This is a genomic window from Streptomyces sp. NPDC048191 (genome assembly GCF_040652655.1).
Classification (GTDB): Bacteria; Actinomycetota; Actinomycetes; order Streptomycetales; family Streptomycetaceae; genus Streptomyces.
On record NZ_JBEZMO010000038.1, the window covers coordinates 22211 to 46196 of the forward strand.

29 protein-coding genes are annotated in these 23986 nt (G+C 68.2%); 16 read left to right on the forward strand and 13 right to left on the reverse strand.

Translation table 11 applies throughout. The features are described from left to right. The first annotated feature begins 110 nt into the window (after positions 1-110). From AB0D93_RS36830 to AB0D93_RS36845, 4 genes are all read left to right on the forward strand, one after another. A complete protein-coding gene (locus tag AB0D93_RS36830) occupies positions 111-986 on the forward strand; it encodes a DUF317 domain-containing protein (RefSeq protein ID WP_362129531.1) in 876 nt (291 codons plus the stop codon). 401 nt (positions 987-1387) lie between these two features. Continuing rightward, the gene (locus AB0D93_RS36835; protein WP_362129534.1) at positions 1388-1762 is read left to right on the forward strand and encodes a DUF317 domain-containing protein; all 375 of its coding nucleotides are present in this window, start codon (positions 1388-1390) and stop codon (positions 1760-1762) included. A 49-nt stretch (positions 1763-1811) separates the two neighbouring features. After that, entirely contained in the window at positions 1812-2024 is a 213-nt protein-coding gene (locus AB0D93_RS36840; protein WP_362129648.1) for a hypothetical protein, read from the forward strand. Between the two features lie 56 nt (positions 2025-2080). Further along, a complete protein-coding gene (locus AB0D93_RS36845; protein WP_362129536.1) occupies positions 2081-2443 on the forward strand; it encodes an esterase in 363 nt (120 codons plus the stop codon). Positions 2444-2812: 369 nt separating this feature from the next. Here the strand turns inward: AB0D93_RS36845 and AB0D93_RS36850 are convergent, their stop codons facing one another. From AB0D93_RS36850 to AB0D93_RS36900, 11 genes are all read right to left on the reverse strand, one after another. After that, positions 2813-3229: a hypothetical protein gene (locus AB0D93_RS36850; RefSeq protein WP_362129539.1), complete on the reverse strand. Its 417-nt coding sequence runs from the start codon at positions 3227-3229 to the stop codon at positions 2813-2815. A gap of 225 nt (positions 3230-3454) precedes the next feature. Further along, positions 3455-4168 carry a TIGR02391 family protein gene (locus AB0D93_RS36855; protein ID WP_362129542.1) on the reverse strand — a complete coding sequence of 238 codons (714 nt, stop codon included), beginning with the start codon at positions 4166-4168 and terminating at the stop codon, positions 3455-3457. Between the two features lie 119 nt (positions 4169-4287). After that, entirely contained in the window at positions 4288-4686 is a 399-nt protein-coding gene (locus AB0D93_RS36860) for a hypothetical protein (protein ID WP_362129545.1), read from the reverse strand. 77 nt (positions 4687-4763) lie between these two features. Continuing rightward, positions 4764-6512, reverse strand: a complete 1749-nt coding sequence (locus tag AB0D93_RS36865) for a relaxase/mobilization nuclease domain-containing protein (protein WP_362129547.1) — start codon at positions 6510-6512, stop codon at positions 4764-4766. A gap of 4 nt (positions 6513-6516) precedes the next feature. Beyond that, positions 6517-6900, reverse strand: a complete 384-nt coding sequence (gene mobC / locus AB0D93_RS36870; protein ID WP_362129550.1) for a plasmid mobilization relaxosome protein MobC — start codon at positions 6898-6900, stop codon at positions 6517-6519. A 236-nt stretch (positions 6901-7136) separates the two neighbouring features. Further along, positions 7137-7361 carry a hypothetical protein gene (locus AB0D93_RS36875; protein WP_362129552.1) on the reverse strand — a complete coding sequence of 75 codons (225 nt, stop codon included), beginning with the start codon at positions 7359-7361 and terminating at the stop codon, positions 7137-7139. 105 nt (positions 7362-7466) lie between these two features. Further along, the gene (locus tag AB0D93_RS36880) at positions 7467-8489 is read right to left on the reverse strand and encodes a DUF2637 domain-containing protein (RefSeq protein WP_362129555.1); all 1023 of its coding nucleotides are present in this window, start codon (positions 8487-8489) and stop codon (positions 7467-7469) included. After that, positions 8486-9052 carry a WhiB family transcriptional regulator gene (locus tag AB0D93_RS36885; RefSeq protein ID WP_362129558.1) on the reverse strand — a complete coding sequence of 189 codons (567 nt, stop codon included), beginning with the start codon at positions 9050-9052 and terminating at the stop codon, positions 8486-8488. Before AB0D93_RS36885 ends, AB0D93_RS36880 begins: the two co-directional genes overlap by 4 nt. 105 nt (positions 9053-9157) lie before the next feature. Further along, on the reverse strand, positions 9158-9865 hold the full coding sequence (locus AB0D93_RS36890; RefSeq protein ID WP_362129561.1) for an ATP-binding protein: 708 nt from the start codon (positions 9863-9865) through the stop codon (positions 9158-9160). Then, positions 9865-10884: a hypothetical protein gene (locus tag AB0D93_RS36895; protein WP_362129564.1), complete on the reverse strand. Its 1020-nt coding sequence runs from the start codon at positions 10882-10884 to the stop codon at positions 9865-9867. Before AB0D93_RS36895 ends, AB0D93_RS36890 begins: the two co-directional genes overlap by 1 nt. A gap of 1 nt (position 10885) precedes the next feature. Further along, positions 10886-11206: a transcriptional regulator gene (locus AB0D93_RS36900; RefSeq protein WP_362129567.1), complete on the reverse strand. Its 321-nt coding sequence runs from the start codon at positions 11204-11206 to the stop codon at positions 10886-10888. A 385-nt stretch (positions 11207-11591) separates the two neighbouring features. Here AB0D93_RS36900 and AB0D93_RS36905 point away from each other — a divergent pair, with 385 nt between their 5' ends. From AB0D93_RS36905 to AB0D93_RS36930, 6 genes are all read left to right on the forward strand, one after another. After that, a complete protein-coding gene (locus AB0D93_RS36905; protein WP_362129570.1) occupies positions 11592-12032 on the forward strand; it encodes a helix-turn-helix domain-containing protein in 441 nt (146 codons plus the stop codon). A gap of 357 nt (positions 12033-12389) precedes the next feature. After that, entirely contained in the window at positions 12390-12860 is a 471-nt protein-coding gene (locus AB0D93_RS36910; protein WP_362129573.1) for a hypothetical protein, read from the forward strand. 11 nt (positions 12861-12871) lie between these two features. Continuing rightward, entirely contained in the window at positions 12872-14065 is a 1194-nt protein-coding gene (locus AB0D93_RS36915) for an MAB_1171c family putative transporter (RefSeq protein WP_362129576.1), read from the forward strand. Next, complete coding sequence (locus AB0D93_RS36920) at positions 14062-14640, forward strand: phosphatase PAP2 family protein (protein WP_362129579.1); 579 nt, start codon at positions 14062-14064, stop codon at positions 14638-14640. Before AB0D93_RS36915 ends, AB0D93_RS36920 begins: the two co-directional genes overlap by 4 nt. 140 nt (positions 14641-14780) lie before the next feature. After that, positions 14781-15455, forward strand: a complete 675-nt coding sequence (locus tag AB0D93_RS36925; RefSeq protein WP_362129582.1) for an HAD-IA family hydrolase — start codon at positions 14781-14783, stop codon at positions 15453-15455. After that, positions 15452-16309 (forward strand): DUF1932 domain-containing protein, encoded by an 858-nt coding sequence (locus AB0D93_RS36930; protein ID WP_362129585.1) that lies wholly within the window; start codon positions 15452-15454, stop codon positions 16307-16309. The genes AB0D93_RS36925 and AB0D93_RS36930 overlap by 4 nt, the downstream gene beginning before the upstream one ends. Positions 16310-16346: 37 nt before the next feature. On the opposite strand, the gene AB0D93_RS36935 is transcribed toward AB0D93_RS36930, so the two are convergent. Then, entirely contained in the window at positions 16347-16907 is a 561-nt protein-coding gene (locus AB0D93_RS36935; RefSeq protein ID WP_362129588.1) for a guanylate kinase, read from the reverse strand. Further along, positions 16904-17944, reverse strand: a complete 1041-nt coding sequence (locus AB0D93_RS36940; RefSeq protein ID WP_362129591.1) for an AAA family ATPase — start codon at positions 17942-17944, stop codon at positions 16904-16906. Before AB0D93_RS36940 ends, AB0D93_RS36935 begins: the two co-directional genes overlap by 4 nt. A gap of 211 nt (positions 17945-18155) precedes the next feature. Between AB0D93_RS36940 and AB0D93_RS36945 the strand changes: the two genes are divergently transcribed. The 6 genes from AB0D93_RS36945 (at position 18156) to trpS (ending at position 23975) form a co-directional block, all read left to right on the forward strand. Continuing rightward, the gene (locus AB0D93_RS36945) at positions 18156-18353 is read left to right on the forward strand and encodes a hypothetical protein (protein ID WP_362129594.1); all 198 of its coding nucleotides are present in this window, start codon (positions 18156-18158) and stop codon (positions 18351-18353) included. Positions 18354-18999: 646 nt separating this feature from the next. After that, the gene (locus AB0D93_RS36950; protein WP_362129597.1) at positions 19000-19146 is read left to right on the forward strand and encodes a hypothetical protein; all 147 of its coding nucleotides are present in this window, start codon (positions 19000-19002) and stop codon (positions 19144-19146) included. A 269-nt stretch (positions 19147-19415) separates the two neighbouring features. Further along, entirely contained in the window at positions 19416-20036 is a 621-nt protein-coding gene (locus AB0D93_RS36955) for an HAD hydrolase-like protein (protein WP_362129600.1), read from the forward strand. Further along, a complete protein-coding gene (locus AB0D93_RS36960; protein WP_362129603.1) occupies positions 20021-20878 on the forward strand; it encodes a hypothetical protein in 858 nt (285 codons plus the stop codon). Before AB0D93_RS36955 ends, AB0D93_RS36960 begins: the two co-directional genes overlap by 16 nt. A gap of 275 nt (positions 20879-21153) precedes the next feature. Beyond that, positions 21154-22917, forward strand: coding sequence for an aminotransferase class I/II-fold pyridoxal phosphate-dependent enzyme (locus tag AB0D93_RS36965; RefSeq protein WP_362129606.1), 1764 nt, complete (start codon positions 21154-21156; stop codon positions 22915-22917). Then, positions 22914-23975 (forward strand): tryptophan--tRNA ligase, encoded by a 1062-nt coding sequence (gene trpS, locus AB0D93_RS36970; RefSeq protein WP_362129609.1) that lies wholly within the window; start codon positions 22914-22916, stop codon positions 23973-23975. The genes AB0D93_RS36965 and trpS overlap by 4 nt, the downstream gene beginning before the upstream one ends. The last annotated feature ends 11 nt before the right edge of the window (positions 23976-23986 follow it).

The window sequence follows — 23986 nt, forward strand, 5'->3', positions numbered from 1 at the left end:
ACACGCTGGCGCCCGGAGCGAAGGGCGCAACCCGGCCCGCGTCACCTGCCGCGCGCGGTCGTTCACGCCGCCAGCGCTGACGGCCCACCGCTCACACCCGGAGATCCCGCATGCCCTCACCCACACTCGACGGCGACGTCTACGTGACTCCCCTGTACCTCGCCGGCGCCACCACGATCGGCGACCCGGCGATGCAACCACTCCTCGACCACGGGTTCACGGCGCAGAACGACGAACTGGCGAACGTCTACGTCTCCTCCCCCGACCAGCATGTCCGGCTCGGATTCCTACCCGAAGGCCCGGACGACACCCTGTGGAAGGTCGCCGCCCGTAGCGACCCGTTCGGACCGCCAGACTGGCTGGCCACCTTCGATTCCAACACTCCAACGGAGTTGGTGACCGCCTTCACCTTTGCCCTTGCCACCGGCTGCTCCGAGGATCCGGAATCCGTGTTGGGCAGTCCTCGTCGCCCGGCAGAGGACGCCTTTCGGTCTCTGGAAGGCGCCGGATGGAGGCGAGGAAGCTGGCAGCTCACCACCCTCTTCACGGCACCCGACGGGCTCGCCGGCCTCACCTACAGGAGCGGGATCCTGAATCGACACGCCGAGCTCCGCGGCGACCAGGACCGCTGGTTGCTCTGGGGTGGCCATGACAGCTTCAGTTCGCGCTGGTACGCCACGTTCACCTCCACGGTCCCCATCGATCTGATTGCGGCGACCACCGGGCGCTTGGCCGACCCCAGCCCTGTGCTCCGCTACGAGCCTGAAGTTCCGGAGCGAAACCGCAGTACCGCCCGAATCCACCCTGTGTCTCCCCCGTTGCCGACCCCGCTGGACGTTCGGCGTGCCGCAGCCGCGCGCACACGCTCCCACGCCAATCACCTCGTCGGCCGGCCCGCGGCAGCGCCCGCAATCACGGTCAGCCCTAGTGCTGTCCTGCCGACCCGCTCTGCCCACCACCGGCGAGCTGCGGCGGCGCGCTCATGAGACGGTGCCGCCGTTAGCGCCCGTCGGCCCCACGACGCTCCTGCACGGGCGGATCCCCGGCGGTATCGCCCACCGCTTGCGCGAGCTCCTCGACGCTCAGCTCAATCCGACCGCCAGCCGCCATGCGGGATCGTCCCAGGGACGCCGCCACCGCGTCGTCCACAGTCTCGTCGTACGTACACATCTCCCTGTCCAACACGCCGCCCTTCCCCTCGCATCGGTCGCCCCGGGAAAAGCTCCCGGGGCGACCGATCCATTCCTTCCTCGGTTCATCAGCCACCACACCGCCAGTTCGCCCACGGCAGACACCAACCGCTGGGAAGGACTGGAGACCTGCCCGTCGGCCATGTCAACGTACAACCACTTCGAAAAGCCGCAGGTCAACGGAGGGTTTGCTACTCGTGACACTTAGCGCCACCACGCCGTTCCACCTCCCCGCCGAATCTCCGCACGCTGCGCTCGGCAACCGCGAATGGCTTCTCGACTGCCACTGTGCGGGCCCGGTCATCGATCTCCTCAAGGGCCAGGGTTGGGACGTCATCCCCGACCTCTACGCCAACGTCCACTGCTCCAGCCCCGACCAGCGTGTGTACGTCGGGTTCCTCCCCGAGACCAAGGAGGCCGCGCGCGGCGAGCTGTGGCACATCCACGTCAAGGACGCCGACGGAAAGATGGCGTGGAGCCAGGCCCTCGGGCCCAGCGTTCCGGCTCAGGCCGTGGCCGGTTTCATCGCTGCACTCATCGCCTTCCCCAACCGCTGCTGTGCCTGCGTCTGACCTACGCCAACCGCTCCCCTCACCAACTCAGGATTCTCTCTTGCCGCATGTGATCACCGTTCGCCAGTTGATACACCAGCTCCAGGTCGTCGATGCGGATCTCCCCGTGTACTTCGCCATCAACCCGGACTGGCCCCAGGCCCACCGCGTCGGTCGCCTCATCGAGACCAGTGGCCCAGACGCCGCCGTATACCTCGCCGAGAACGGCCAAGAGGGTGTGCCGGCCGAGGTCCGCACTCAGCTCGACTGGGCCGACGCGTGAACCACCAGTCATGCGCCCAGCCCGCAGCATGCGCGAAGAGCCCGAGGCGAACGCCCTTGATTCTCGGCGATCTGGCTCAACGTCCCATGCCCTCAGGCGTACGTGGTGCCTTCGTCCGCTCCGTGCCCCGGTACGCCACCGAGCCGATTCATGCGACCTGGGTGTCCGTGCAAGACCGCGCTCCCCTTCGTCCGGGCTCCGTTTTGCTGCACTGGGAACGCGCCCCTTCCGGCGGGATGGACGTCACTGCCCGCCTGGGCCTGGCCTCGGCGGACGTCACCCTCGCCACATGGCCGAACCTTCACGGGGACTGGACCCCGATCGTCCATCCCACACTGCTTGAGACCATCGGTCTGCACGCCGCGCTGTCGGTGGCTATCGGCGCGCTGCACCTCGCCAATCACCTTGCCGACGTCTGACTCCTCAACCCGTCCCGAACGCCGAGGGGCTGTCCCCACAGGGACAGCCCCTCGGCGCATGCGGTTCCGCAAACCCCGAGGCACAGCTGCCGTACGTCGGGCTGCTCCAGGCCCAGGGCTTTCCTGACCACCTTCTGGAAGACTCGGTCCGGCTCGCATTTCGCCTCCGCCACCCGCTTGAACCGCTCGTCGCACGCTTCGAAGCGGCCGTGTCCTTGGTGGTGCGGCGTCGAGCCCCTCCGTGCCTCGGCCCGAGGTGTCCTTGGACAACGAAGTCAGTCGTCCGCTCCGCGCTGGCCTGCGGCGACTAACTTGATTGGCAAGGGATCTCATGACACAGCCCCTGCCCGCTAGCCTTCTGGCCAGGCCCTAGTCCGGGTCGTAGTCTCCTTCGCCGCCCTGGAGACCTCTCAGTTCTCGCCGGATTTCCAGCAAGTGCCGAGCCATGTCCGTCAGCCGTTCCACGTCTTCCGGGTCCAGCGTCTCCGCTGCGGAGACCAGGGGCTCCAGGCCACGCGGGAGTCGATCGTCGGGCTTCACGTGGTACCACTGCTCGGCCACCATCTCGGAAACCCGCCGCTGGGACACCTGGAGGACTGCAGCGATGCCCGGAAAGTACTTGGGCGCAGGCGGGGTCTCCATGTCGTACCTGGCCATGTTGTTCCACCAAGCCGATGACCGGCTGCCTTCCTTCCCTCCTACGTCCCAGGTAAGTGCTTCCATACGGCCGAAGGTCATGCCTTCGTTGTTCCTCCGGCGCACTGCGGCGCTGAACACGTCTGTCACACGGTTGAGTATCTATCTGAGATATCAGGCTGTCTATCTGGTTGGCTGAACTCAATTACCAGCCTGTCTATCTGAACTCCTGGAGGTTCTCGATGGCGTGCGCCACCCTCGACGAGCTGAAGAGACGCCTCGACTGGGACCTCGGCCCCAGACGAGCTGCGCCGACGACGCGGGCATACGGGCCCGTGGCCAACCACGATGGTCGCCTCCGTAACCGTCACCTTCTCAGGGAGCAGACTCCGCGTCGCACTCCTCGACCCAACGGGCGAGAACACTCAAGGTTGCCAAATGCTCCAGCGCCTCCTGCTCGGTCCAGGACACCTCGTCCTCGTGGGCGGCAACGTTGCGAATCGCCAGGAAGACGCCAGCGGCGAGGTACTTGGCTCCCTCTTGGCGAGCACGCCAGGTCGGTGTGTTCCGGTCTCCCGGGAAGCGCAGGCGAGGCTTCCCAGCCACGGGATCCTTCAGGTCGAAAGTCTGAAGACAAAGGTCGGTCTCGCCTATGTCGTGACGGTTCAGCTTCTGCTGAAGGCGGCGGTTCACGGTCCGGGCGGCCGCGAGAACCGAGTCTTGCCGGGCCTCCGCAGCCCACAATGGTGCCGCTGGCTCCCAGACCCACGGGTGGAAACGGTCAGCGGCCAGTGTGGGTGCGTCGGGTACCAGCCTGGTCGCCCACTCGTCCTTGTCCGCCAGGATGCCAAGTCCGCGCTGGACCTCGTTGCACGCCATGGCAACTCCGGCCATCTGATCGATGTCGATCTTTTCGGCAATCGCAGGGTCGAGCAGGCGCAGGACCTGCTTGACCGTGGGCTCCGACCGATGCAGCTGCGCGTAGAGGTTCTCGTCACCGATGAAGTCACCCGGTCTCTTTTCGGCCTCGTACCGCTTGGCCAGGTCTATGAACGCTTCGAGCTGTTGCCGCATCCAGTCGCGATCCACGGGCGCATCCTAGGAGGCGGACCGTCGCAGCGGATGTGCCTTCGACCCGATCGGATTCGGCCCTACGGTCCGACCCTCCGCGTCCGGCCAGAGGGCGTCGATTGCCCGGCCCCGGGTCTCTACTCCGGCCTCGGCTCCGACAGATAGGTGCCAGCGAGCGTGCCGTCGTACCCCACGGCCTGTGCGGCGGCCTCCAGGCTCGGATAGTCCTGACCTCCGACGTCGATCATCGCCTCGTAGTCCGCGCGCGTCAGCTCGGGCTCGACCCACTGGTGCGCACACCGGCAGCGGATACTGATCTCGCTGCGGTCGCAGATGACCATCCAGTCGCGCCGGGCCCCGCACTTCGGGCACATCACCAGGATGCCGCCGATGCGGATTTCCTCGGGGTGGGTGGTGGCGCGGCGACGGATGATGCCGTCGCCGAGCCGCGTCTCCTTCTGGGGCCTCAGCAAGGGGTCGTCGGCCACCGCCTCCGGCAACATGGCTCTCCGGGTCCGGAGGTCTTCGTAGGGCATCGGCTTCATCTCCTCGTCCTCTTGCTGACCAGCCCTAACAGCGCCGGCCGCGGGTGTCCAGCCCTTTGAGGCGCTGGTCAGCGCCGTGGGCCCTGCCTGCGGGCGCTGTTCGTGTCGTTGCGAACCAGGGGCTCCGCTGCCTGCGGCTTCGGGGGTCGAGGCTGCGGCGGGGGTGTCCGCAGGTGGGCACGTGTGCGGGGCAGGTCCGCAGTGGCGGGCAGTTTTCCGATGCGCCGCAGGCGCCAGACGAGTACGTCGGTGACGCTGTCGGCGGTCTCCAACTCACGCCATTCGATCGCCTGCTGGAGCAGCGCGTCGGGGTCGTGTCCCGCTCGTTCGGCTTGGGCGAGGGTGGCGGCGAGCGCGTTCCAGCCGGGCTCGCGCAGAACGTGGTCGGCTTGCCCTGGCAGTGCAGCATCCACGGTGTGGGCGTAGCGATCGCATACGAGGGCGGGGAGTTGGCGGCCTTGCTCGCGCATCGCCTTCATGGGCGTGGCAGACGCGGACCGGTAGGCGGCACGCAGATGCTGTGCGGCTTGTCGGGCGGCGGCGGCCTGCTGCGCGTGGCCACGGGCGGAGTGCCAGCGAACGGCGGCGATCGTGACGAGGACCATCGTGGACAGCAGCATCGCGGTGGCACCGCCATCCTCGCCTTTGCCGAGTGCATTGCCGGCCCGCACGATGCCGCGCGCGGCGGAACGGAGGGCGCGGTGGTCGGCCTGCTCGGCTCGGATGTGGGAACGGGTCGCGCGTTCGAAGGCACGGGCGGCTTCGGCGAGTTCCGGGCGGGTGGAAGTCGGGGCGGTCTGGGCGACGGCGTCGAGGAGTTCGCCGACGCCGATGAGCTGGGCGGCGCCTGCCGCCTCATCGTCCCCGGCAAGTACCGTGACGGCCTGTTCGGCGACGTGGGTGGCGTCGCGGCGAGCGCTGGCCGGCCGAGACGTATGCGGGGCGCGGCTCGCGACGGACGCGGGCTCGTCCCCGAGCGATCCAGCCGCGAGGCGTTGCCGGATCTTGCGGAGAGAGAGGTCGGGGGCGAGCCGGGAGCCGGGGAACCAGATAGGCTCGCCGTCACGGTTGCGGTCACCCGGCAGGGCGACCTTGTAACCGAGGATGTCACCGGAAGGGGCGAGGCGCTTTTCGAGGCGAAGGCCGGCTTCGGTGAGGCGGCGGAAGAACTCGTCCTCGTTGGCGGCGCCGGCCAGCGCCTGGCGTACGTGCTCACGCAGCGTTTCACGCGGCGGCTCGGCACGGCCGGTGCGCTTCGCCTTGGCGCGTTCGGCACTGGTGGGCCGTTGAGCGGCGGTGCGGTCACCGCCGTTGAGGATCTGCAGACCCCACTCCTTTTCGATCTTGCGGCATTCGGCCTGGGCCCGAATGCCGTCCTCGTGGCGGCGGGGGCTTCGCCCGTCTTCGCGCTTGAGTGTGGCGACGATGTGGATGTGGTCGTCGGCGTGGCGTACGGCGACCCAGCGACACGCCTTGGCATCGCCTTCCTCGGCGATACCGGTGGCATGGACGATGCGACGGGCGACCTCGGCCCATTCGGCGTCGGTGAGGTGACGGTCACCCGGGGCCGTGCGGACGGGACAGTGCCAGACATGCCTGGCCGGGCGGCGGTCCTTCGGAAGAGCGAGGACGGGGAGGTCGAGCCGGTCGGTGAGCTGCTTGAGGGTGGTGGTCGGGTCGCGGCCGGGGTCGGGTGCGAGTTCCGGCATCCAGGCGGCGACGATGTGCGGGTCGGTGTGTTCGTCCCGGCGGCCGGGCCCATAGAGGTAGGCGAGGAGTCCGTACGTGCGGCTGCCGGTGGAGATGTCCGGGACCACGGTGTCAGCGCCTCGCCATCTCTATGGCGGCGGCTTCGACCTTGGCGGCAGCGCGCAGGACGCGGGTGACCGCGTCGTCGGCGTACTCGGCCCGGCCGCCGGAGTTGAGGATGCGTGCCACCTGGTTGAGGTTGTTGCCGGCGCGGGCGAGCTGGGCACTGGCGGACATCAGCTCCTCGACGCGTCCGCGCTGGTCCAACAGCCACACCTTGGGGCCGGCTTGAGCCTGGGCGACCGCGACTGCGGAGTCGGCGATGAAGCCGGCGGCCTTCAGACCGACGGCTTCGGCGGCACGCTTGACGATGTCGAGTTCGTCGCGGGTCAGGCGGACACTGCGGACTTGGTCACGGTGCACGCTCTGGCGCAGGCGGGCGCGCGTACGCGGCACGGGATGCGCGGCTTCTTGACCCTCCGGCTGCGATCCGCCCTCGGTCGCGACCCCAAGCCCCGGCTCCCCCTGGTGCCGGGCATCCCCTGCCCCTTCGGGGGCTGGGGCAAGCCCTTCCGAAACTCCTCCGCAGCCCGTGGCTGCGGAGGAGTTTCGGAAGGTACAGCTTGCTCCGCCAGGAGCCGTGTTGGGGTCACGCTGCCGTCCGGAGGTGGTGGCCGCCGGGTCGTTGGCGGTCATCGACCCGTCTCCGCGTCCTGCTGGCGGATATCGCGGACGATGTCCTCGATCCAGTCCATGGCCAGGACCGGGTGGTGCAGGGTCCAGGGGCTGCTGTGTCGCCATCGTTGCACAGTCCAGTTGTTGTCGGGACCGGATTCGGCGCGGTGGAGGTGGCCGCGCTGGTGCAGGACGGTCAGCCAGGTGTCCACCTCACCGGGTGTGGTGGGGTTCGTGCGCATGGCGGTGCTCTCCGGTTCACGGGAGGAGGTCGTGGGGTGGGGGTCTACGGGGCGGGTGACCGGCCGAGGTGTCCGACTCGGTCACCCGCCCCACGGGGTATGCGGTCAGTTCCGGGGGGTGGTTACCGGCTGGCCGTGCTGCTGGCGGAGCTGGCCCATCAGGGCGGTCAGCGTGTCGCTGGACAGCGGGATCTGCTGAGCGCGGATCGCCTGGGCGACCACCTTGCGGGTCAGTTTGTCCTCGGCCCTGACCGCTGACCGGGCGATCTCCAGCAGTTCCTCGGTGTCCGGGTCGGGTCGCCGGTCACCGGTTGTCCGGGGGGCGCGGTCAGTGACCGGTGGCGGGGTGACCGGCCGGTCGGTGACCGGCGGGAGGTTGCCCGGGTGACCGGTGAGCGGCTCGGTGACGGTCTGTCGGTCACTGACCGCCGTGGTGGTGTCCGGCTGTCCGCCCAGGTCAGCGGCCTTGGACCCCCGGTCATGGTGACTGGGGTCCGGGCTGCTGCTGTCCGCTGGGGCGCTGTCCCCGGTCAGTGTCCGGGCATCCGGAGTCTGCTTGTCCAGGGACAGGCGGGGCCGGTCGGTCCGGGCGGTGACCGGCTGTCCGGCGCTGACCTGACCGGGCTGCGGCTGCTGCCCGGGGTGACCGGTCTGACCGAGGTCATCGCGGTCACTTCGGTCACTGTCCTTGACCGGCCCCCGGGCGATGAGGATGTACAGGTGCACCGCTCCGGCCAAGGCCAGCGGGGCGATGGTGGACAGCACCGCGACCACCGTGTCTCCGAGCCGCAGCCCCGTGGCCGAGGTGTTCTCTTCGTTGAGCCTGACCGCGTGCAGCGCGTTGGCCCAGATGCTGGCAGCGGTGGCGGTGCCGAAGAGTGTCCAGACGTAGAGCCGGGCGCGCAGCGGTGCGTCGCGCAGGACCAGCAGGGCCCGGATGCCGTAGGCGATGAACCCGTCGATCACCAAGGGGAAGAGGAAGGTCAGCAGGCCCCTGACGTGGATGGCGACGGCCATCTGCTGCAGGGCGTCGTACGACAGGGCGCACCCCGCGCCGCCGAGGGCGATGACGACCGCGCGGTCCCACCCGGTGACGTGCGCCGTGCCCGGCGTGCTCGCGATGCTCACGCCGCCTTCCCGAAGTCGTCGCGGTTCAGGTGCTCGCCGTCGGTCCCGGGGGGTGGGGTGGTCTTCGTGGTCTGCCCCAGGTCTCGGTTGCGCAGGGCTCGGCGGGTTTCCCGGTAGAGCTTCTGGGCGTGCTCCTCGCTGATCTTCAGGAGCCAGGCCAGGCGCTGTTCGGTGAGGCCGTGGCGGTAGGCGGCGCGGACGACCGCGCGGCGCTCGGCCTTGGTGAGGTGGACGTCGCGGCCGGCGATGGTGGCGTTGACCCTGCTGTAGTCGAGGCGGTTGGCGAGCTTCTCGTGCAGCGGCTCGCGTTCCTCCTCGGTCATCCCGCCCCGGATGCCGTGGGTGTCGCCGCCTTCCAGGGCGGCGTCCAGGCAGGTGCGGCGGACCGGGCACTGGCCGCACAGCAACTTGGCGGCGGTGATCTTGGCGGTCTCGTCGGGCTCGGGGAAGAAGATTTCGTGGTCCACCGGGTTGTACTCGGTGCTCTGGCAGACGGCCTGGTCCTGCCAGGTGTGGTCACCGAGCGAGCGGTGGCGGGCTGGGGTGATCGTCATGGTGGTCATGCGGGTTGCTCCGATCGCTCTCCGCGCGCAGGGGCGTCGGCGGAGGAGTGCGTTGGGTCGGGAGGTTCATGGAGCGGCGCGCTGGAGGCGCGGCCCGACGGTGAGTCAGGCGGCGGGACGGTTGCGTCTGCGGTCGACCGGCTCGAACTCGACCCGGGTGGTCATCTGCGCGAGCCGGGAGGTGACGCGGTCGCCGAGGTAGGCCCGGAGGTCCTTGATCGCCAGGTTGGTGGTGATCAGCGTCGGGAGCATGTGGTTGTACCGGCGGTTGATCAGCCGGTATGTCACTTCCTCGACCCACTCGGATGCCTTGGCCGCACCGAGGTCGTCGATGATCAGCAGGGGGCACCGGCTGACAGCCGCCAGCTCCCGCTCACTGTCCGTGCCGGGCCGAGGGCGAAGGTCGGCGTACAGGTCGGCGGCCGTGGTCGCGCGCCACCGCACGCCCACCCCAGTCTGCACCAGCTGTCGGACCGCCCCGTACGCCTGGTGCGTCTTGCCCGCGCCGACCACCCCGGCCATCAGCAGGCTCGGGCCGGTGGTGACCTGCCGCCGGGCTCCCCGGCTGGGGGCGATGGCCTGCTGCGCCACGTCCCGCGCCCAGGCCAGGACCTGCGGGTGGTCGGCGACCGCGCCCTGGTAGCGCGGGGGCATCGCGGCCAGCAGGGCGTCCAGCGGGGAGACGGGTTCGGGCTCGTCGGCCAGGGCGGCGACGGCGGCCGGGTCGATGTTGCGGGCGGCCAGGATCCGGGCCATCCGGTCAGGGGTGCCCGCGCCGCCGAGGGTCTGCGGGTCGCAGGTGTGGGTGCGCATCACAGCTCCTCGGCGTAGGCGGCGGCAGCGTCGACCGGGTTGGTCCACGCCTGGTGAGCGGGCACGTTAGGCCGGATTCCCGGCCTCGCCAAACCGGCCGCTCGTGCGTTCATGGCGTCGTTGACCAGGCTCGGCAGGCGGCTGGGGTGGCCCTGGATCTCCGCGAAGCGCTTCAGTCCGACGCTGACGTGCTCCGAGGCGATGCCCTCCCCGAGGAGCTTCTTGACGATGCGGCCGAGGTGGCCGATCACGTCGCTCGGCGGTCGCTCGTCGCACGCGGCGACGTACTCGCCGATCAGGTCGTTGGCCGAGACGGTGGGTGCGGGCGCTGTGCGCCCCGTAGGGAATGAAGATCCAGGATCCAAGATCCTAGATCCAGGCGCCGAGTCCTCTCCGAGGCTTCGGGGAGGCTTCGGGGAGTCCTCGACGAATGCCATCTGACCTGCAGTTTTCTTGTCGCTTCGATCAGGGGCGCCTGCGAGACCGACGAGGGCGTCCTGCCAGGCAGCCGGGGCCCCGCTTCGGGGGATGGGAGGCGCCGGAGCGGGCTGCACGGGCGGATCGAGGGTTCGGGGAGTGTTCGGTGAAGTCTCGGCGAGTCCTCGGGTAGGGGTGGGCGACGCTTCGGGGTGCCGAGCGCAGGTCCCCTTGCAGGGACCGCACCGGTCCGCCGCGTGGTGCTGCGGACAGGAGGGCAGTCGGGACTGGCTGGGCTTGTCGATCTTCTGGTGCTCGGACCAGGTCACGACGTGGAGGTAGCGGCGGCCGTCGCAGCCGGTGTACCGGCAGAGAAGGCCGGCGTTGGCAAGCTGCTGGAGGTCGTCCTCGACGTGGACCGAGGTGTGCTCGGCCCGCAGGGGCCAGAGCAGCCCCGCGATGATCGCGGCGTTGTCACGATGGCGGCCGTGGTCGTCGGCCTGGGTAAGGAGGCCGAAGAAGGTCCGCTCCGCCTCGACGCTCACCTCTGCGAGCGACTCGGAGAAGAACGCCTCCGGCTTGATGGTTCGGATCCGTGCCATGTCAGCGGCCCCGACCGACAAAGTCGCTGCTGGTGAAGGTCGCTGTGGCGAGGTCGAAGGTATGAGGGCGGGTCCAGGTCACGTCCGGCCAGACCCGCATGATCCAGCGTGCCGCGACCCTGGCAGTCGTCCGGCTCAGCTCGACCCTTGCCCCGCCCGCGTCCTTGGCGACGGTGTGCGGGTGGGGCCACGTCTGCGCGGGGTCGGTGAGGCTGACGCGGATCGTGGCCGCCCCGGGGATCATGCTGGCGAGCTGGGCCGCGAGTCGGCGCTGGCGGGCCGTGTCCGGGTATGCCAGGGTGTCGCTCGGCGTGGCGAGCATGCGATACTCCGTTGTTCGTAGGAGCGCGGTGCGGCGGTTCTCGTGCAAAAGCCCCGCCGCCCGCGAGATAAATCGGTGCCCTTCGGGGCGCTGGCCCGGCGCTTGGGAGTTGGTAGCTCCCGGGCGCCGGTTCCATGTGCGGCTCGCGCTGCGGCCTCACGGCCCCCTGAGCGGCGGCGTTCGCACCCGCTTCCCCCTTCGCTTCGGTCTGCTCCTCGGAAGCCACAGCCTCCCCATTCGCACCAGTCGATGGTGACGCGACGACACTAGACCAGTAAATATGGATCACGTCAACTGAGGAGAATGGAACGACCGCAGCAGGACGTGTATCGTCCACAGCAGTCGATACGGCCAGAAACCAGCGAGCCACCGAAGGACCCCGAAAATGAGCGACGGAGCGCCCGCCGAGCCGCGCACCCTCGCGCAGAAGCTCGACCACCTCTTCAAGACGGTCCACCCGAAGAATCGCGGCGAATACACGTACGAAGAGGTGGCGCAAGCGATCCAGGAGTCGGGGGGGCCGACCATCTCGGCGAGTTACATCTGGACCCTTCGGAAGGGCAAGAAGGACAACCCGACCATGAAGCACCTGGAGGCCCTCGCCGGCTTCTTCGGTGTCGCCCCCGCCTACTTCTTCAACGACGAGTCGTCCGAGCGGATCGCTGCCCAGCTGGAGCTGATCGAGACCATACGAGACAACGATGTGGTCGAGGTCGCCACCAGAGCCTCCGGGTTGTCGGTGGAGACCCTCAAGACAATCAAGGGATTCATTGAGCGGGCCCGTCAGCTGGAGGGGCTGACTGACGGTGAGACGTCCAATCGGTGAGCCCAGGGTGACGCCAAGGCGTCAGGTCGCCACCCAACCGAAGGCGTGACACTGGTCCCCCACGCGAGTCCTGTGCAGTTCGCGGCGACCACCCGCATGGCCACCCAGATTCACCCTTGACCAAATGCCGCCAAATCAGGCGCATTTCTTGATCATCGTTGCGATGAGCGCGACTTGAACCTGCTTCCGGCATATTCCCCGGGGTGGTTACCGTATCGTCCCCGTGCCGGAATATTGGATTCCGGAGCCGCCTCTGCCGCGGACACATACAGCGCCACCTGCGGAGCCGAGTTGTCGTTGCGTAGCCGAAGACAGCAGCCGGGCGACGGAAATCAAGACCGCCCGGACATCGGGGATGTGCTCGCGTCAATCGACATCCCGGACCCCTTCAACGTCCAGGTCCTCTGCGACCGAATCGCGACACAGCGCGGTCGTCCGCTCCATCTGCACAGTGTCCCCGGCGTCTCCGGCACCGACGCCCCTTGCGGGGTATGGATCGCCACCGAGAAGGCCGATCACATCTTCCACGAGGCGGCGACAAGCCCGCTGCACCAAGACCACATCGTCCTGCACGAGATCGGTCACATGCTCCTGGGCCACCGGTCGATCCTCGACGGCGTCCAGACAGACGGTGGCCGCCTGTTCCCGGACATCGACCCTGCCACCGTGGTCAGTCTCCTCACCAGGGCCAGCTACGGCACCGAGGACGAACGGGACGCCGAACGTCTCGCAGGGCTGATTGCCGGCAGAGCCGACGCCTCCCGCGCCAGCAAGACGCCTCGCAGCAGTGTCCTGCGGCGCCTGGGCGACGCGCTCAGCGACTCGTAAGAGCGCCCGGAATGATCGACGTACTTCCCGCGGTCCTGCTGTGGCTGGTCACCGCGTGGCGCACCCCGACCGCATGGCGCGACTCCAGCAAGCGGGTCCTCTGGATCGCCTTTCTCTCTCTCGCCGTCGCTATCACTCTCAGGGTGCCCACCGTCGCCGCCCCCATGGACGCCACACTCGGAATCAACAACCTGTGCGCCCTGGGCAAGCACCTCGGCTGCATCGTTGCCGCGCATGCCGTGCTGACCTTCGTCCACGACATGGCCCAGGAGAAGGCATCCGGACTGAAGTCCTCCCGCCTGCACCTTGTCTTCCCGTCGGCCGCGGCCTCCATCGTCGCGGTGCTGTTCTCCACCACCCCGCAGCCGCGCGAAGCGGTCGACCTGCTAACCGAGTACGCCTCCGACTGGCACATCGCCGCCTACGGAGGGGTGTGGACGGCGTACCTCGGAGCGGCCCTGTTCAGCGCCTCCCGGCTGTGCTGGCGCTGGGGCAGGCAGCCAGACGCCGGCCTCCTCGGCCAGGGCCTGCGTCTCACCGGCATGGGCACCACCATCGGCATCGTCTACGCGGCGCAGCGCGTGGTCGCCATCGTCCTGGGATTCCTGGGGTTGAGCCCTGTTCCGGCCAGCAAGAGCGAGACGATCGGCGGCCTTCTGCTCTTCACTGCGCTGCTCTTCATCGTGACTGGCAGCACGCTGCCCGCCGCCGGACGACTGCGCCGCTGGAGTCGCGAGTACTTCGACCTGTTGCAGCTGTACCCACTCTGGCTCAGCCTCACGGAGGACGTACCCTCCGTACGCCTCGACCCGGCGCGACGCAGAACAACCGAGATCCTCCACCCCCGCCGCGTCCACGATCGGCTGTATCGCCGCACCATAGAGATCCGAGACGCCGTCCTCACTCTCAGCGACCACGCCCCCAGCAGCCTGCGCGACCAGGCCCGAGCCCACGTCGCGGCCTCCGGCCTCATCGGAGCCCAGGCAGACATCGCCGCCGAAGCCTGCTGGATCATCGGCGCCCAACAAGCCCGGCAGCACAACGAGCCCTTGTCCGGCGAGGCCCTCCCGCCTGCCAGCGGCGGCCGAGACCTGCCCAGCGAAATCCATGCGCTCAAACAACTCGCAGAGGCCTACGCCTCCGATCTCACCCGCGCCTTCGCCGCCAAGCTCGACGATGCCCGAACCCTGGAGACGACGCAGTGACCCTGTCCCGCACGGCCCGCCTCATCACCGACACTCTCGCGCCGGCCAACCTGGTCATCGCGATACTTCTGATCATCGGCTGGCACAGCACAAGCAGCGTCACGGGGCTCGGGTGGGGCGTGCTGGCAGCCCTGTTCTGCGGCGGCATACCGTTCGCCATCATCATGCTCGGCGTGAAGCGCGGCAGCTGGACCGACAAGCACATACGAGTCCGTGAGCAGCGAGCCGTCCCCCTCCTCGCCACGATGACGTCGGTGCTCGTCGGCATCTCGCTGCTTGTTGCCTTCAAGGCGCCCCGCGAGGTGTTCGCCCTGGTCGTCGCCATGCTCGTCGGCCTCATCGTGACCATGGTCGTGACAGTTTGGTGGAAGGTCTCGGTGCACACCGCCGTCGCCAGCGGGGTGGTTGTGATCTTGTTGCTCGCCTACGGCATGAACATGGCGCCGTTGCTGCTCGGAATCGCAGCCATCGGCTGGTCCCGCGTCGCCCTCCGCGATCACACCCCCGCTCAAACCGTTGCCGGCGCCCTGCTCGGCGGGCTGGCAGCCGCAGTTGTGTTCAGCCTGATGCGCTAACGCACCCCTCTTTCGACGACTGCCCCTCGGTTCAGGATGCGGGTGGGACAATCAGGGCATGCGTCACGCATAGTGCACGGCGATCCGCGCGCCGAGAGCCCTGGCTCGCGGAGCTGCCCCCACGCATTAAGGTGCGGGATGTGCGGCGCCCTCTGGTTCTCTTCGACCTCGACAACACACTCGTGGACCGGCGGGGAACCCTCGCTGGCTGGGCCGCCGAGTTCACCACCCGGCACGGTCTGGAGGACGAGGAGCAGGCGTACGTCTTGGGCATGGTGGCCGAACGGGCCTATCCATCCACCTTCGGCGCGATCCGCGACCGGTACCGGCTGCCCATTTCGACCGTGAAGTTGTGGGATGCGTACTGCGCCGATATTGCGGACGTGGTGTCGTGCCCGACCAGGGTTCTCGACGGCTTGGACGAGCTGCGTGCAGCGGGCTGGCGAGTGGGCGTGGCGACCAATGGTTCGGTCGACATCCAGCGCGCCAAGCTGCGGGCCACCGGTATCTCCGAGCGTGTGGACGGCGTCTTCGTCTCCGAGGAGGCCGACGCGCGCAAGCCGCAGCGCCTGCACTTCGCCTTGGCCGCAGCCCGCTGCGGCACCGTACTGGGTGACGGCGGCTGGATGGTCGGCGACAACCCGGTCAACGACATCGGCGGCGGACGCTCAGCAGGGCTGCGCACCATCTGGATCGGTAGCGACGGCTCTTGGCCGGCGGACGATCCCGGGCCGGACCACATGGTGTCGCATGCCCGCGCCGCCATCGATTTCCTGCTTCTGCACGCCGCCGACTACGCGAGGACCACGTCATGACGGACACCATCGGGTTGCTGCACCCCGGCAGTATGGGATCCGCCTTCGGCGCGCAACTGCGCGCCCGCGGCCACGTCGTGCTGTGGTGCCCCGACGGACGCAGTGACGCAACCCGCCGCCGGGCCGAGCGCGTGGGCCTCGAACCCGAGGCACTGCCCGAGCTCGTCTCCCGCTCCGACGTGCTGCTCTCCCTGTGCCCGCCGGCCGCCGCTGAGGAGACTGCCGGTCAGGTGGCCGAGCTCGGTATGGTTGGCACGGGAACGATCTATGTCGAAGCGAACGCCGTCACGCCGCCGCGTGTGCAGCGCATCGCCGACCGTTTGGCCCCGAGGACGGTCATCGATGCCGCGGTGGTCGGATCTCCTCCAGTGTGCGGCAAGATTCCGGTGCTCTATCTGTCCGGCCCCGGCAAGCAGGTCGACCGGATCGCCGAACTCTTCGCCGGAACCGATGTGCGGACCCACGTCCTGGGCGGCAACATCGGGCAAGCCTCCGCACTCAAGCTCGCGTACTCCAGTTACCAGAAGGTCTCCCGCGTACTGGCCGCCGTGGCGTACGGAGCGGCCGAGTCGTACGGTGTCGAGGACGAGCTTCTGGTGATCGCAGCGAAGCGCACCCGTAGCTACCTCGTGGAGACGGACTACATCCCCAAGACGGCTGCTCGCGCCTGGCGTTGGGGACCAGAGCTTGAGGACGCGGCGGCACTTCTCGCCGACGCGGGGCTGCCAGACTCCCTCATGCGTGCTGCTGCCACGACGCTCGCCCGGTGGGACGGCAACAGAGACGAGCGACTGGATGTCGCCGAGGCACTCGAAGCCCTGCGCGGTGAGCGAGTCCTGGACGACCAGACTTGAGCAGGTTGCATTCGCTGGATCGCTAACGTCCTGGCCGTCAGGGTCGAGGTGATGTGGTGCGGACGATGTCGTCGATCTTCCTTGCGGCTTCACTGGCTGCCGTCATATCCGTGTCCACGCGCAGCTCCCACTGAGCCTGCGGGTATGCCACAAGGTCGGCCTGGGTGGCGTCCCACGCGGCCAGCCGAGCCGCCGTGTCGGTGTCGCCCCGCTGCGGTGAACGCAGGGCGGTGGTCTCCTTGGAGCACCACAGCAGAACGCGCACCCAGTGCGCCGGGAAGACGGCGGCCACCTGCTTCATCCCCACCATCTGACCGAGGTGGACGACGGGGATTCTGCCGCCCTCCATGGCCTGTTCGAGGCCGGGCCGGTCAACGACGTAAATGTTGCCGTACCGGTCGTTGCGGTAGATGACGTCGCCGCGCGCCTCCAGGGCGGCCAGCTGCTCAGGCGTGCCCATCCGGTAGCCCTTGGTCTTCCCGTTCCCTATCTTCAGCCGGGTGAACGGCACATAGCGTCCGTCGAGTTCGGTGAGTGCCGCCGTGATCGTATCCTTGCCCGCCGCCGGCGGTCCGTACAGCAGGATGCCCTGCCTCATTGGAACACCGTCCCGAAGACCTGACGTACCTGGTCCGTGAGCGAAATCGCGGCGCCAAGCCGGTTGTCGACAACCAAGTGCGGTACGACGGGACGCAGTTCGAGATCGATCCCGGCGGCGTACGCGTTCCAATTCTGGAGTTTCCAGCTGTCCCTGGCGGCGGACCGGAAACTGATGTACTCGTGCATCGTGTCGAGGTCGCACTGGATCCAGACGACAGTGACGGTGACGCCACGCGCTTCGCAACGGTTGATCAGGCGCCTCATCCACCGAGGATCTGTGGCCTCGGCGATGAACGGCGCGGAGAGTACGGTGCTGATCGCGCAGTCGATGTTCGCGTACGCGGTCTCCAGCAGGCACTGGTACTCCAGCGGACGGACCTTCTCCCGGTAGAGGTCGGTGTGCCGGTCGTTCGGTTCACTGCCCATCTCTACGAGGAGGCGCTCAACGAGAGGGCGCGTGATCGGGTCCTTGTCGAGGACAGGCCAGCCGGTGAGCTGGGATATAAAGCGGGCGAACTCTGATTTCCCGCTGCCCGCGTAGCCACCGACCATCATCAGGGTCGGCTTGTTCGGGTCGCCGCCGGTGTGGCGGCGTTTCCACGCGTCGAGAATGCGCTGCTGTACACCCTGTCCATCGGTGTCCTCCGTACCAGGCGCGAGTTGGAGCAACGCGCGCTCCACAGCCAGCACGTGGGCTCCGTTGTGCGGTTCGCTCGACGCGGTGAACTGGAGCTTCCTGGCCTCGTCGGGCAGAGCGTTGCGAAAGCCGAGCTCAGGCTCGGTCGCGCGGTACAGCAGGCAATACGCGCGACGGTAGTGCGGTCCGGGATAGACCTCACCCTGCTCGTGCTGCCACAGCGTCTGGAAGTTGGCGGCCGGCACCGCGAGCCCCGCGGCGCGGGCCACCTCGCGCAGTTGCTCGCCCGCGCCCTCGAGGGTCAGGCCGTGGGCTTCGCGTTGCTGTCTCAACTTGTCCGGGCGCCATCCCTGGCGACTCTTGGCCACTGCGCCTACCGCCTGCCCATCCCTGGTCATGATCCGGAGCCTAGGCCAGCCTCTCATGAGCGCGTGTGTAAGCGGATGTTGAAAAGTCAGACCAACCGGCCATGAGCCGATGATGAGCAGGCTCGGCAACAGCTCGTGATACTCCGCGCCCCTCCGAACCGCTGTCATGGTCACACCGACGCGGTCGTCGCATACCCGCTTCGGTCTCCAGAATCCGTACGAGATCGGAGGGGGCTCCGCGGTGGCTGTCGATGTTGCTGTCCTGCTGATCCTCGGCATAGTGATCGTCTTCTTGTGCCGCGGAGGTGGGCTCAAGGTGGGTCATGCCGTGGTGTGTTCGGTCTTCGGCCTGTATCTCGCCGGGACGCAGAACATCGGCCCGTTCGTGAAGGACGTCACGGCATCGGTTGCGGGCCTGCTGTCGGGGCTGAGGCTGTGAGCGCGCTGGCGGCATCGCCGGGCCCCCGGTGTCCTGGCATGGCTTGCTCGGCCTGGTGGCAGCCAAACCCTCCTTCCTCGTCTATCGACCGCCCGACAAGGCGTCGTCGGGCCGTAGGCCCGCCGGAGAATCCGGCCCTGCACGAGAGCACCGATCTACTGATGGAGCCTCACCATGCGCTATCCGCCGACGTGCACCTCCTTGCTCACGAGTCTGTCCTCGACCGCCTCACACCCAGTGAACGACGTGCTGCTTGGCACTTCAATCCGGCGGAGTTCGGCTGCTCGGGCACCGCGCCCGGCCGCGGTGATACTCGATCTCTTCGGCACGCTTGTCGCAGCCCCGAGCGTCGTCGAACGGAGGGCTGCCGCTGTCGAACTCGCCGCGATCCTGCGCGTATCCCCGGCAGTCGCCGAGTTGGAGCTCGCCGACAGTTGGCAGGCGAGGCACAACGGGCAGTTGGCGTCCACTGCCGAGGTCGCGGCTCACCTTGTCACGCGCTGCGATGCCACCGCGGCCTGTGTGAATGAGCTGGAGATGCTCCTGGCGCGGCTCGCCCACCTCCGTCTCCAGGCCGACTCAACCCTCCTGCAAGCGTTGGAGCAGCTTCGGCGCGGTGGTGCCGAGCTTCCGCTCTGGCCCGCAAGTGCTCGCACACGTAGACGCCGGCCAGCAGCGGCCCTGCGGTTCCGGTGCCCGCGAGGCGCTCGCCACCGTGGGCGGCTCGTCGCGCGGGGCGGACACCGCCGCCCTGATCCGCCACCTACGGACGCTGGCACACGCCGAACACTGAAAAACGTCCCAGGACGTCCGCCAAAAATCCCTACGCGTGGTTCGCCGTCCTGCCCCACGACGGCACGCTCTTGGAAGCCGTCGGCGGAACGTCCCCCACGCTCCGCCGACGCGCCACCCCCTCCCCCGCCTCATGGATGGAGCACGCGCGTGACAGCTTTACTCGGCGGCCAGGCGGGCGCAACGTCCACACTCGCGGACGTAGAGCGACTCGCGCAGCAGTACCGCATCCCGGGAGTTGGCCGGCGCAGAGCGGACCGGGAGGATGTGGTGAGGAGCCAACCGCGACTACAACGCCAATCGCCGGAGCGGACGCTGCTGCTGGACGCCTGCGGAGTCGTGCTGGGTGAACCCATGGAGCCGTTGTTCCGCGCCGTCGCCGATTCCAGCGGTCTGCGCCCCGCTGCGGTCGCCCAGCTGTTCAGACAGCGGTTCCGCGACGATCTGTGGGCCGGCCGCATGGATGAGACGTCCTTCTGGATCTCGCTGGCCACGGCCTGCGGTCTGGACCGTGCTCCAGCGGTATGGCGCACGGTCGTCGACCAGTCCATGCAGGCCATGCCCGTGGTCCACCGACTCCCGTCCTGGAGCCGGCAGGCCCGACTGGTCCTGATCTCGAACCATCGGCACGAGTGGCTCGTACCTCGGCTGGAGGCTCTCGCTTTGACCGGCCATTTCTCGGAGGTGTTGATCTCCAGCATCACGGGAGCGGTCAAGCCGGACCAGGCGGCGTACGACCGGCTGCTCGGCGGCACTGACCTGGCCCAGACCCTCTACGTGGACGACAAGCTGGCCAACGTCACTGCCGCCAGGTCGCTTGGTGTCAGGAGCCTGCTGGCCGACGCCGACGGCCGATGGTCGAAGGAGGTGGACGCGTGGCTGGGATGCTGACCGGTCCTGTGGAAGAGGCGATCAGCCAGGGCTTCGTCGACCGGATCCCCGATCTCATCGCCCTGCTGGAACCTGCCGTAGCCGACATTCCTCTCGGCGGCCGGCAGTGGGTCTTCTACGGCAGCCTGCCGCTCGGCCAGGGGCGCGAAGGCAGCGACCTCGACGCGTTTCTCCTCCACGACGGCAGTCCCAGCACTGCGCCGCACCGGCGAAGCGCCTGGTGGGACGCGACACCCGTGACGATCTACGTGTTGTCGCACGGAGATCTGGCAGACGACGGATTGAGGCGCCAGTTCGGCGGATACTTCACGCTGAAGCTCTTCGGTCCCTTCGTGACCGACCGGCCCGAGCGTGACCTGTCGCTTTCGCAGCACACGGCCCGGTTCCTGGCGCCCCTTGCTGAATTGCTCGCCCTGGGTCAGCCGGACACGGCCTGGAGCGCGGACCAGTTGCTCGCACACGCCCATCTGGCGTTCCTCGACCTCTACCCGGACGCTGCGGGCTACCTGGCCAGGCTCCTGCGTAACCCCCCGCTGATGACGCGAGTGTGGGGGTACCAGCGCCATACGTACCTCGAAGCACTCCGGGCTGCCGGGTACGTCGCACCTGCGACCACCCACGGGGGCTGGGTGTACACCGGGCTCACACCAGTCGATGACGCCGACCGGGAACGTGCCCGCTGCACGGCCCGGTTCTGGGCCTTCGGAGCCGTGTGCCATGAGGCGGACCCCGGCTTCCCGGATGTGTACTTCGGCAAGACGGACGCTCATGCAACGCCACACGAACAGCACTCGGCCTTGGAGTTCCTCCATGGCATCGCCGAGGGAGGAGGCGCACCGTGACCACGACCCTGGCAGCGTGGCATGCTGCATGCAACCGGCAGACCGCCGCGTGCGAAGAGCACCGCTCACGCCAGTTCGGCCTCCGGCCGGTCGTCATTTCCGATGTCGGGGCGCAGGAGACTGGAAATTCATCACTCCCCGGCGAGGTCTGGGCGACCCAGACGTTCGGTGACTCGCAACCGTCTCCCCTCTCGGTCGCCTCTCCGGTCCGCGTGGGGTTCGCCGGTCGGCGCCTGCACCTGGGCCACCTCGGGCTGGCACGTACAGCTGCTCAGATGGCCGACGAAGGTGCGCAACTTCTGCTGTTCGACGCCTCGGTCGAATCCACGTCCATCATCGACGGCTTCCGCACCGCGGTCTGTCACTACGCAGAAGCCTCGGTCTCCGACCAGCTCATCGAGTACGGCCCTGACCTACGACGGTGGCAGCACCGGGCGCTGTCCGGGCTGCGGTTGGACAGGATGCGTCGCCTCTACGGCTGGGACAGCAGTACACCAGCGAGCACGCTGACCGACCTGGAAGCGATGCTCAGCTTCTTCCTCTACACCCCGGCAGGCGTGGAGGAGGGAGGTGTCGCCCTGGTCGACGCGATGCAAGCACCGCACTCGGCCCTGCTTCCCCAAGCCGCACGGGCTGTCGACGCCAAGGTTCCGGAGCTGCTCTACCGCCGGCTCTTCCCCAGTCTGCGGCGGGAAGGTGAGCGGGGAAGCGTCCGGGAACCGTCCTCCGTGGTCTTCGCGGACGACGACGAGGCGACGGTCCAGCGTAAGTTCCTACGCTCACGGACCGGTGGCCGAGCGAGCGTCCAGGAGCAGCACGCCCTGGGTGGGGACGCGACGCGTTGCTCGGCGTTCGCCGTGATCGAGCTGCTGTGTCCACCGGAGATCGCCCAGCGGGCGCTGGACGGCTGCCTGTCGGGGCGCAGCTGCGGGGACTGCAAAGCGGAGCACGTGACCAGCGTGGTCTCCGGGCTCCGCGCCGCCACCACGACGTCCCCGCGCGCCCGCACCTCCTCGCAGGTGGGCCCTGCCGTCAGCCGAACCGCAGGCGGACTGCACCGCCCGCCACCCCGCCACGCCACCGACCTGGAGGCTGCCATCGCGGAACGGTCCGGAGTAGACCCCGACCAGGTTGTGGTGGGCCACGGCTCCACGGAGGTCATGGACTGGCTTTTCCGCATCCAAGCCCGCTCCGGTGGAAAGGTGGTCGCAACGGAGCCGACTTTCGAGCTGTACCAAGAGCTCGCCGAGCGCCACCACCTCCGGTACGCGGCTGCTGCATGGGACTCGCGCACCTTCAGCCATGACGCCGCGGCCTTGGTCCATCTGGCCGACCGGGACACGGCACTCTGCGTCGTCGACGTCCCGCACTCCGTGTCGGGAGCCGTCGGCCAGGTCACCGAGCTGCTCGACCGCCTCTTCGCGGCCCTGCCCGATGACGCCGTCGTACTGCTCGACCTCGTCTACGCCGACTTCATACGCACGCCCATCGAACCGGCCTCGCTGCTGCTCAGCCGGCATCCGCGCACCGTGCTGTTCGGGTCGATGTCCAAGGCTCACTGCCTGCTCGGCGCCCGAGTCGGATACGCACTCGCAGCCACTCCTTTGGCCGATCGGCTGCGCTCCCAGCGGTTGCCATACGCGATGGACTCGCTGGCGCTCGCCGCGGCGCACAGCGCGTTGAGGGACGACGAGTCCCGTCAGCGGACCGTACAGGCCAGCCACGAAGCCCGGGAACGGCTCACGGCAACCCTCAAGGACGTCGGCATCCCGTACGTCCAGACCGAGGCGAACTTCCTCCTAGTGGATCTCGGCACGTGCTTCGCACCGGTCACCCGCCGCCTGCGGGACGCTGGGACGCCGTTTCGAGACGGCCGGCGCTGGTCGATGCCCGGCTGGATACAGCTCCATCTGATCGACGTGCCGTTCGTCGAACCACTTATCGAGGCGCTTCGGCAGGACACGACCGGCGAGAATGGGACCTCATCTCACCGTCCGTCGTTGTTCGACAAGGAAATTGAAGGGCCATCAGTTCCATGACTGACCAGCGCATGCTCACTGGAGACCGACCCACCGGCAAGCTGCACCTCGGGCACTACGTGGGCAGTATCGCCAACCGGGTCCAGCTCCAGCACAAGTACGAGACCTTCCTGATCATCGCCGACCTGCACATGCTTACAACCAAGAACACCCGGGAGGACATCGCCAAGGTCTCCACCAACGCGCGGGACATGGTCCTGGACTCCCTCGCGGCCGGCATCGACCCGGCCCGGGCGACCTTCTACCTGCAATCGGCCATCCCCGAGGTCACCGAGCTCAATGCCCTGTTCCAGAACCTGGTGACCGTGCCGCGCCTGGAGCGCGTGCCCAGCCTGAAGGACATGGCGCGGGACGCGGGCAAGGAAGAGATGCCGTACGGCCTGCTCGGCTATCCCGTGCTCCAAGCGGCCGACATCCTCTGCGTCAAGGCGCACGTCGTTCCCGTCGGTAAGGACAACCACGCCCACGTGGAGGTCACCCGGGAGATCGCCCGCCGGTTCAACTACCTCTACGGGGAGACCTTCCCCGTCCCCGAACTCGTCGAGAGCGAGGTGCCCACCCTGGTGGGCACCGACGGGCAGGGCAAGATGAGCAAGTCCATCGGCAACGTCATCTACCTCTCCGACAGCGCCGAGGATGTCCGCAAGCGGGTCGCCGGGATGTACACCGACCCCAACCGGATCCGCGCCGATATTCCCGGCACTGTGGAAGGCAACCCCGTCTTCATCTACCACGACGTTTTCAACGACAACGCCGCGGAGGTCGCCGACCTCAAGGAACGTTACCGAGCGGGCAAGGTCGGCGACGTCGAGGTGAAGGACAAGCTGGCTGCCGCCATCAACCGCTTCCTCGACCCGATGCGGGAGCGCCGCGCACGCTACGAGGAGCAGAGCGGCCTCGTCGACGAGATCATCGTCGAAGGCACCGAACGCACCCGCCGCGAAGTGCAGCAGGTGGTTTTTGAAGCCCGCAAGGCGATGGGCCTGACCGCCGCCTACAACCAGCTGCGCCGCAAGGCCGAGCGAGCCCGCAAGAGCAGGGAAACCACAGCCCCCTGAAGACCACCGGG

Coding starts and splice junctions, on each gene's coding strand:
- trpS (WP_362129609.1), top strand. CDS start 22,914: ATGACTGACCAGCGCATGCTCACTGGAGACCGACCCACCGGCAAGCTG.
- AB0D93_RS36905 (WP_362129570.1), top strand. CDS start 11,592: ATGAGCGACGGAGCGCCCGCCGAGCCGCGCACCCTCGCGCAGAAGCTC.
- AB0D93_RS36930 (WP_362129585.1), top strand. CDS start 15,452: ATGACGGACACCATCGGGTTGCTGCACCCCGGCAGTATGGGATCCGCC.
- AB0D93_RS36830 (WP_362129531.1), top strand. CDS start 111: ATGCCCTCACCCACACTCGACGGCGACGTCTACGTGACTCCCCTGTAC.
- AB0D93_RS36860 (WP_362129545.1), bottom strand. CDS start 4,686: ATGCCCTACGAAGACCTCCGGACCCGGAGAGCCATGTTGCCGGAGGCG.
- AB0D93_RS36890 (WP_362129561.1), bottom strand. CDS start 9,865: ATGCGCACCCACACCTGCGACCCGCAGACCCTCGGCGGCGCGGGCACC.
- AB0D93_RS36965 (WP_362129606.1), top strand. CDS start 21,154: ATGGCCGACGAAGGTGCGCAACTTCTGCTGTTCGACGCCTCGGTCGAA.
- AB0D93_RS36940 (WP_362129591.1), bottom strand. CDS start 17,944: ATGACCAGGGATGGGCAGGCGGTAGGCGCAGTGGCCAAGAGTCGCCAG.
- AB0D93_RS36875 (WP_362129552.1), bottom strand. CDS start 7,361: ATGCGCACGAACCCCACCACACCCGGTGAGGTGGACACCTGGCTGACC.
- AB0D93_RS36900 (WP_362129567.1), bottom strand. CDS start 11,206: ATGCTCGCCACGCCGAGCGACACCCTGGCATACCCGGACACGGCCCGC.
- AB0D93_RS36895 (WP_362129564.1), bottom strand. CDS start 10,884: ATGGCACGGATCCGAACCATCAAGCCGGAGGCGTTCTTCTCCGAGTCG.
- AB0D93_RS36935 (WP_362129588.1), bottom strand. CDS start 16,907: ATGAGGCAGGGCATCCTGCTGTACGGACCGCCGGCGGCGGGCAAGGAT.
- AB0D93_RS36885 (WP_362129558.1), bottom strand. CDS start 9,052: ATGACCACCATGACGATCACCCCAGCCCGCCACCGCTCGCTCGGTGAC.
- AB0D93_RS36915 (WP_362129576.1), top strand. CDS start 12,872: ATGATCGACGTACTTCCCGCGGTCCTGCTGTGGCTGGTCACCGCGTGG.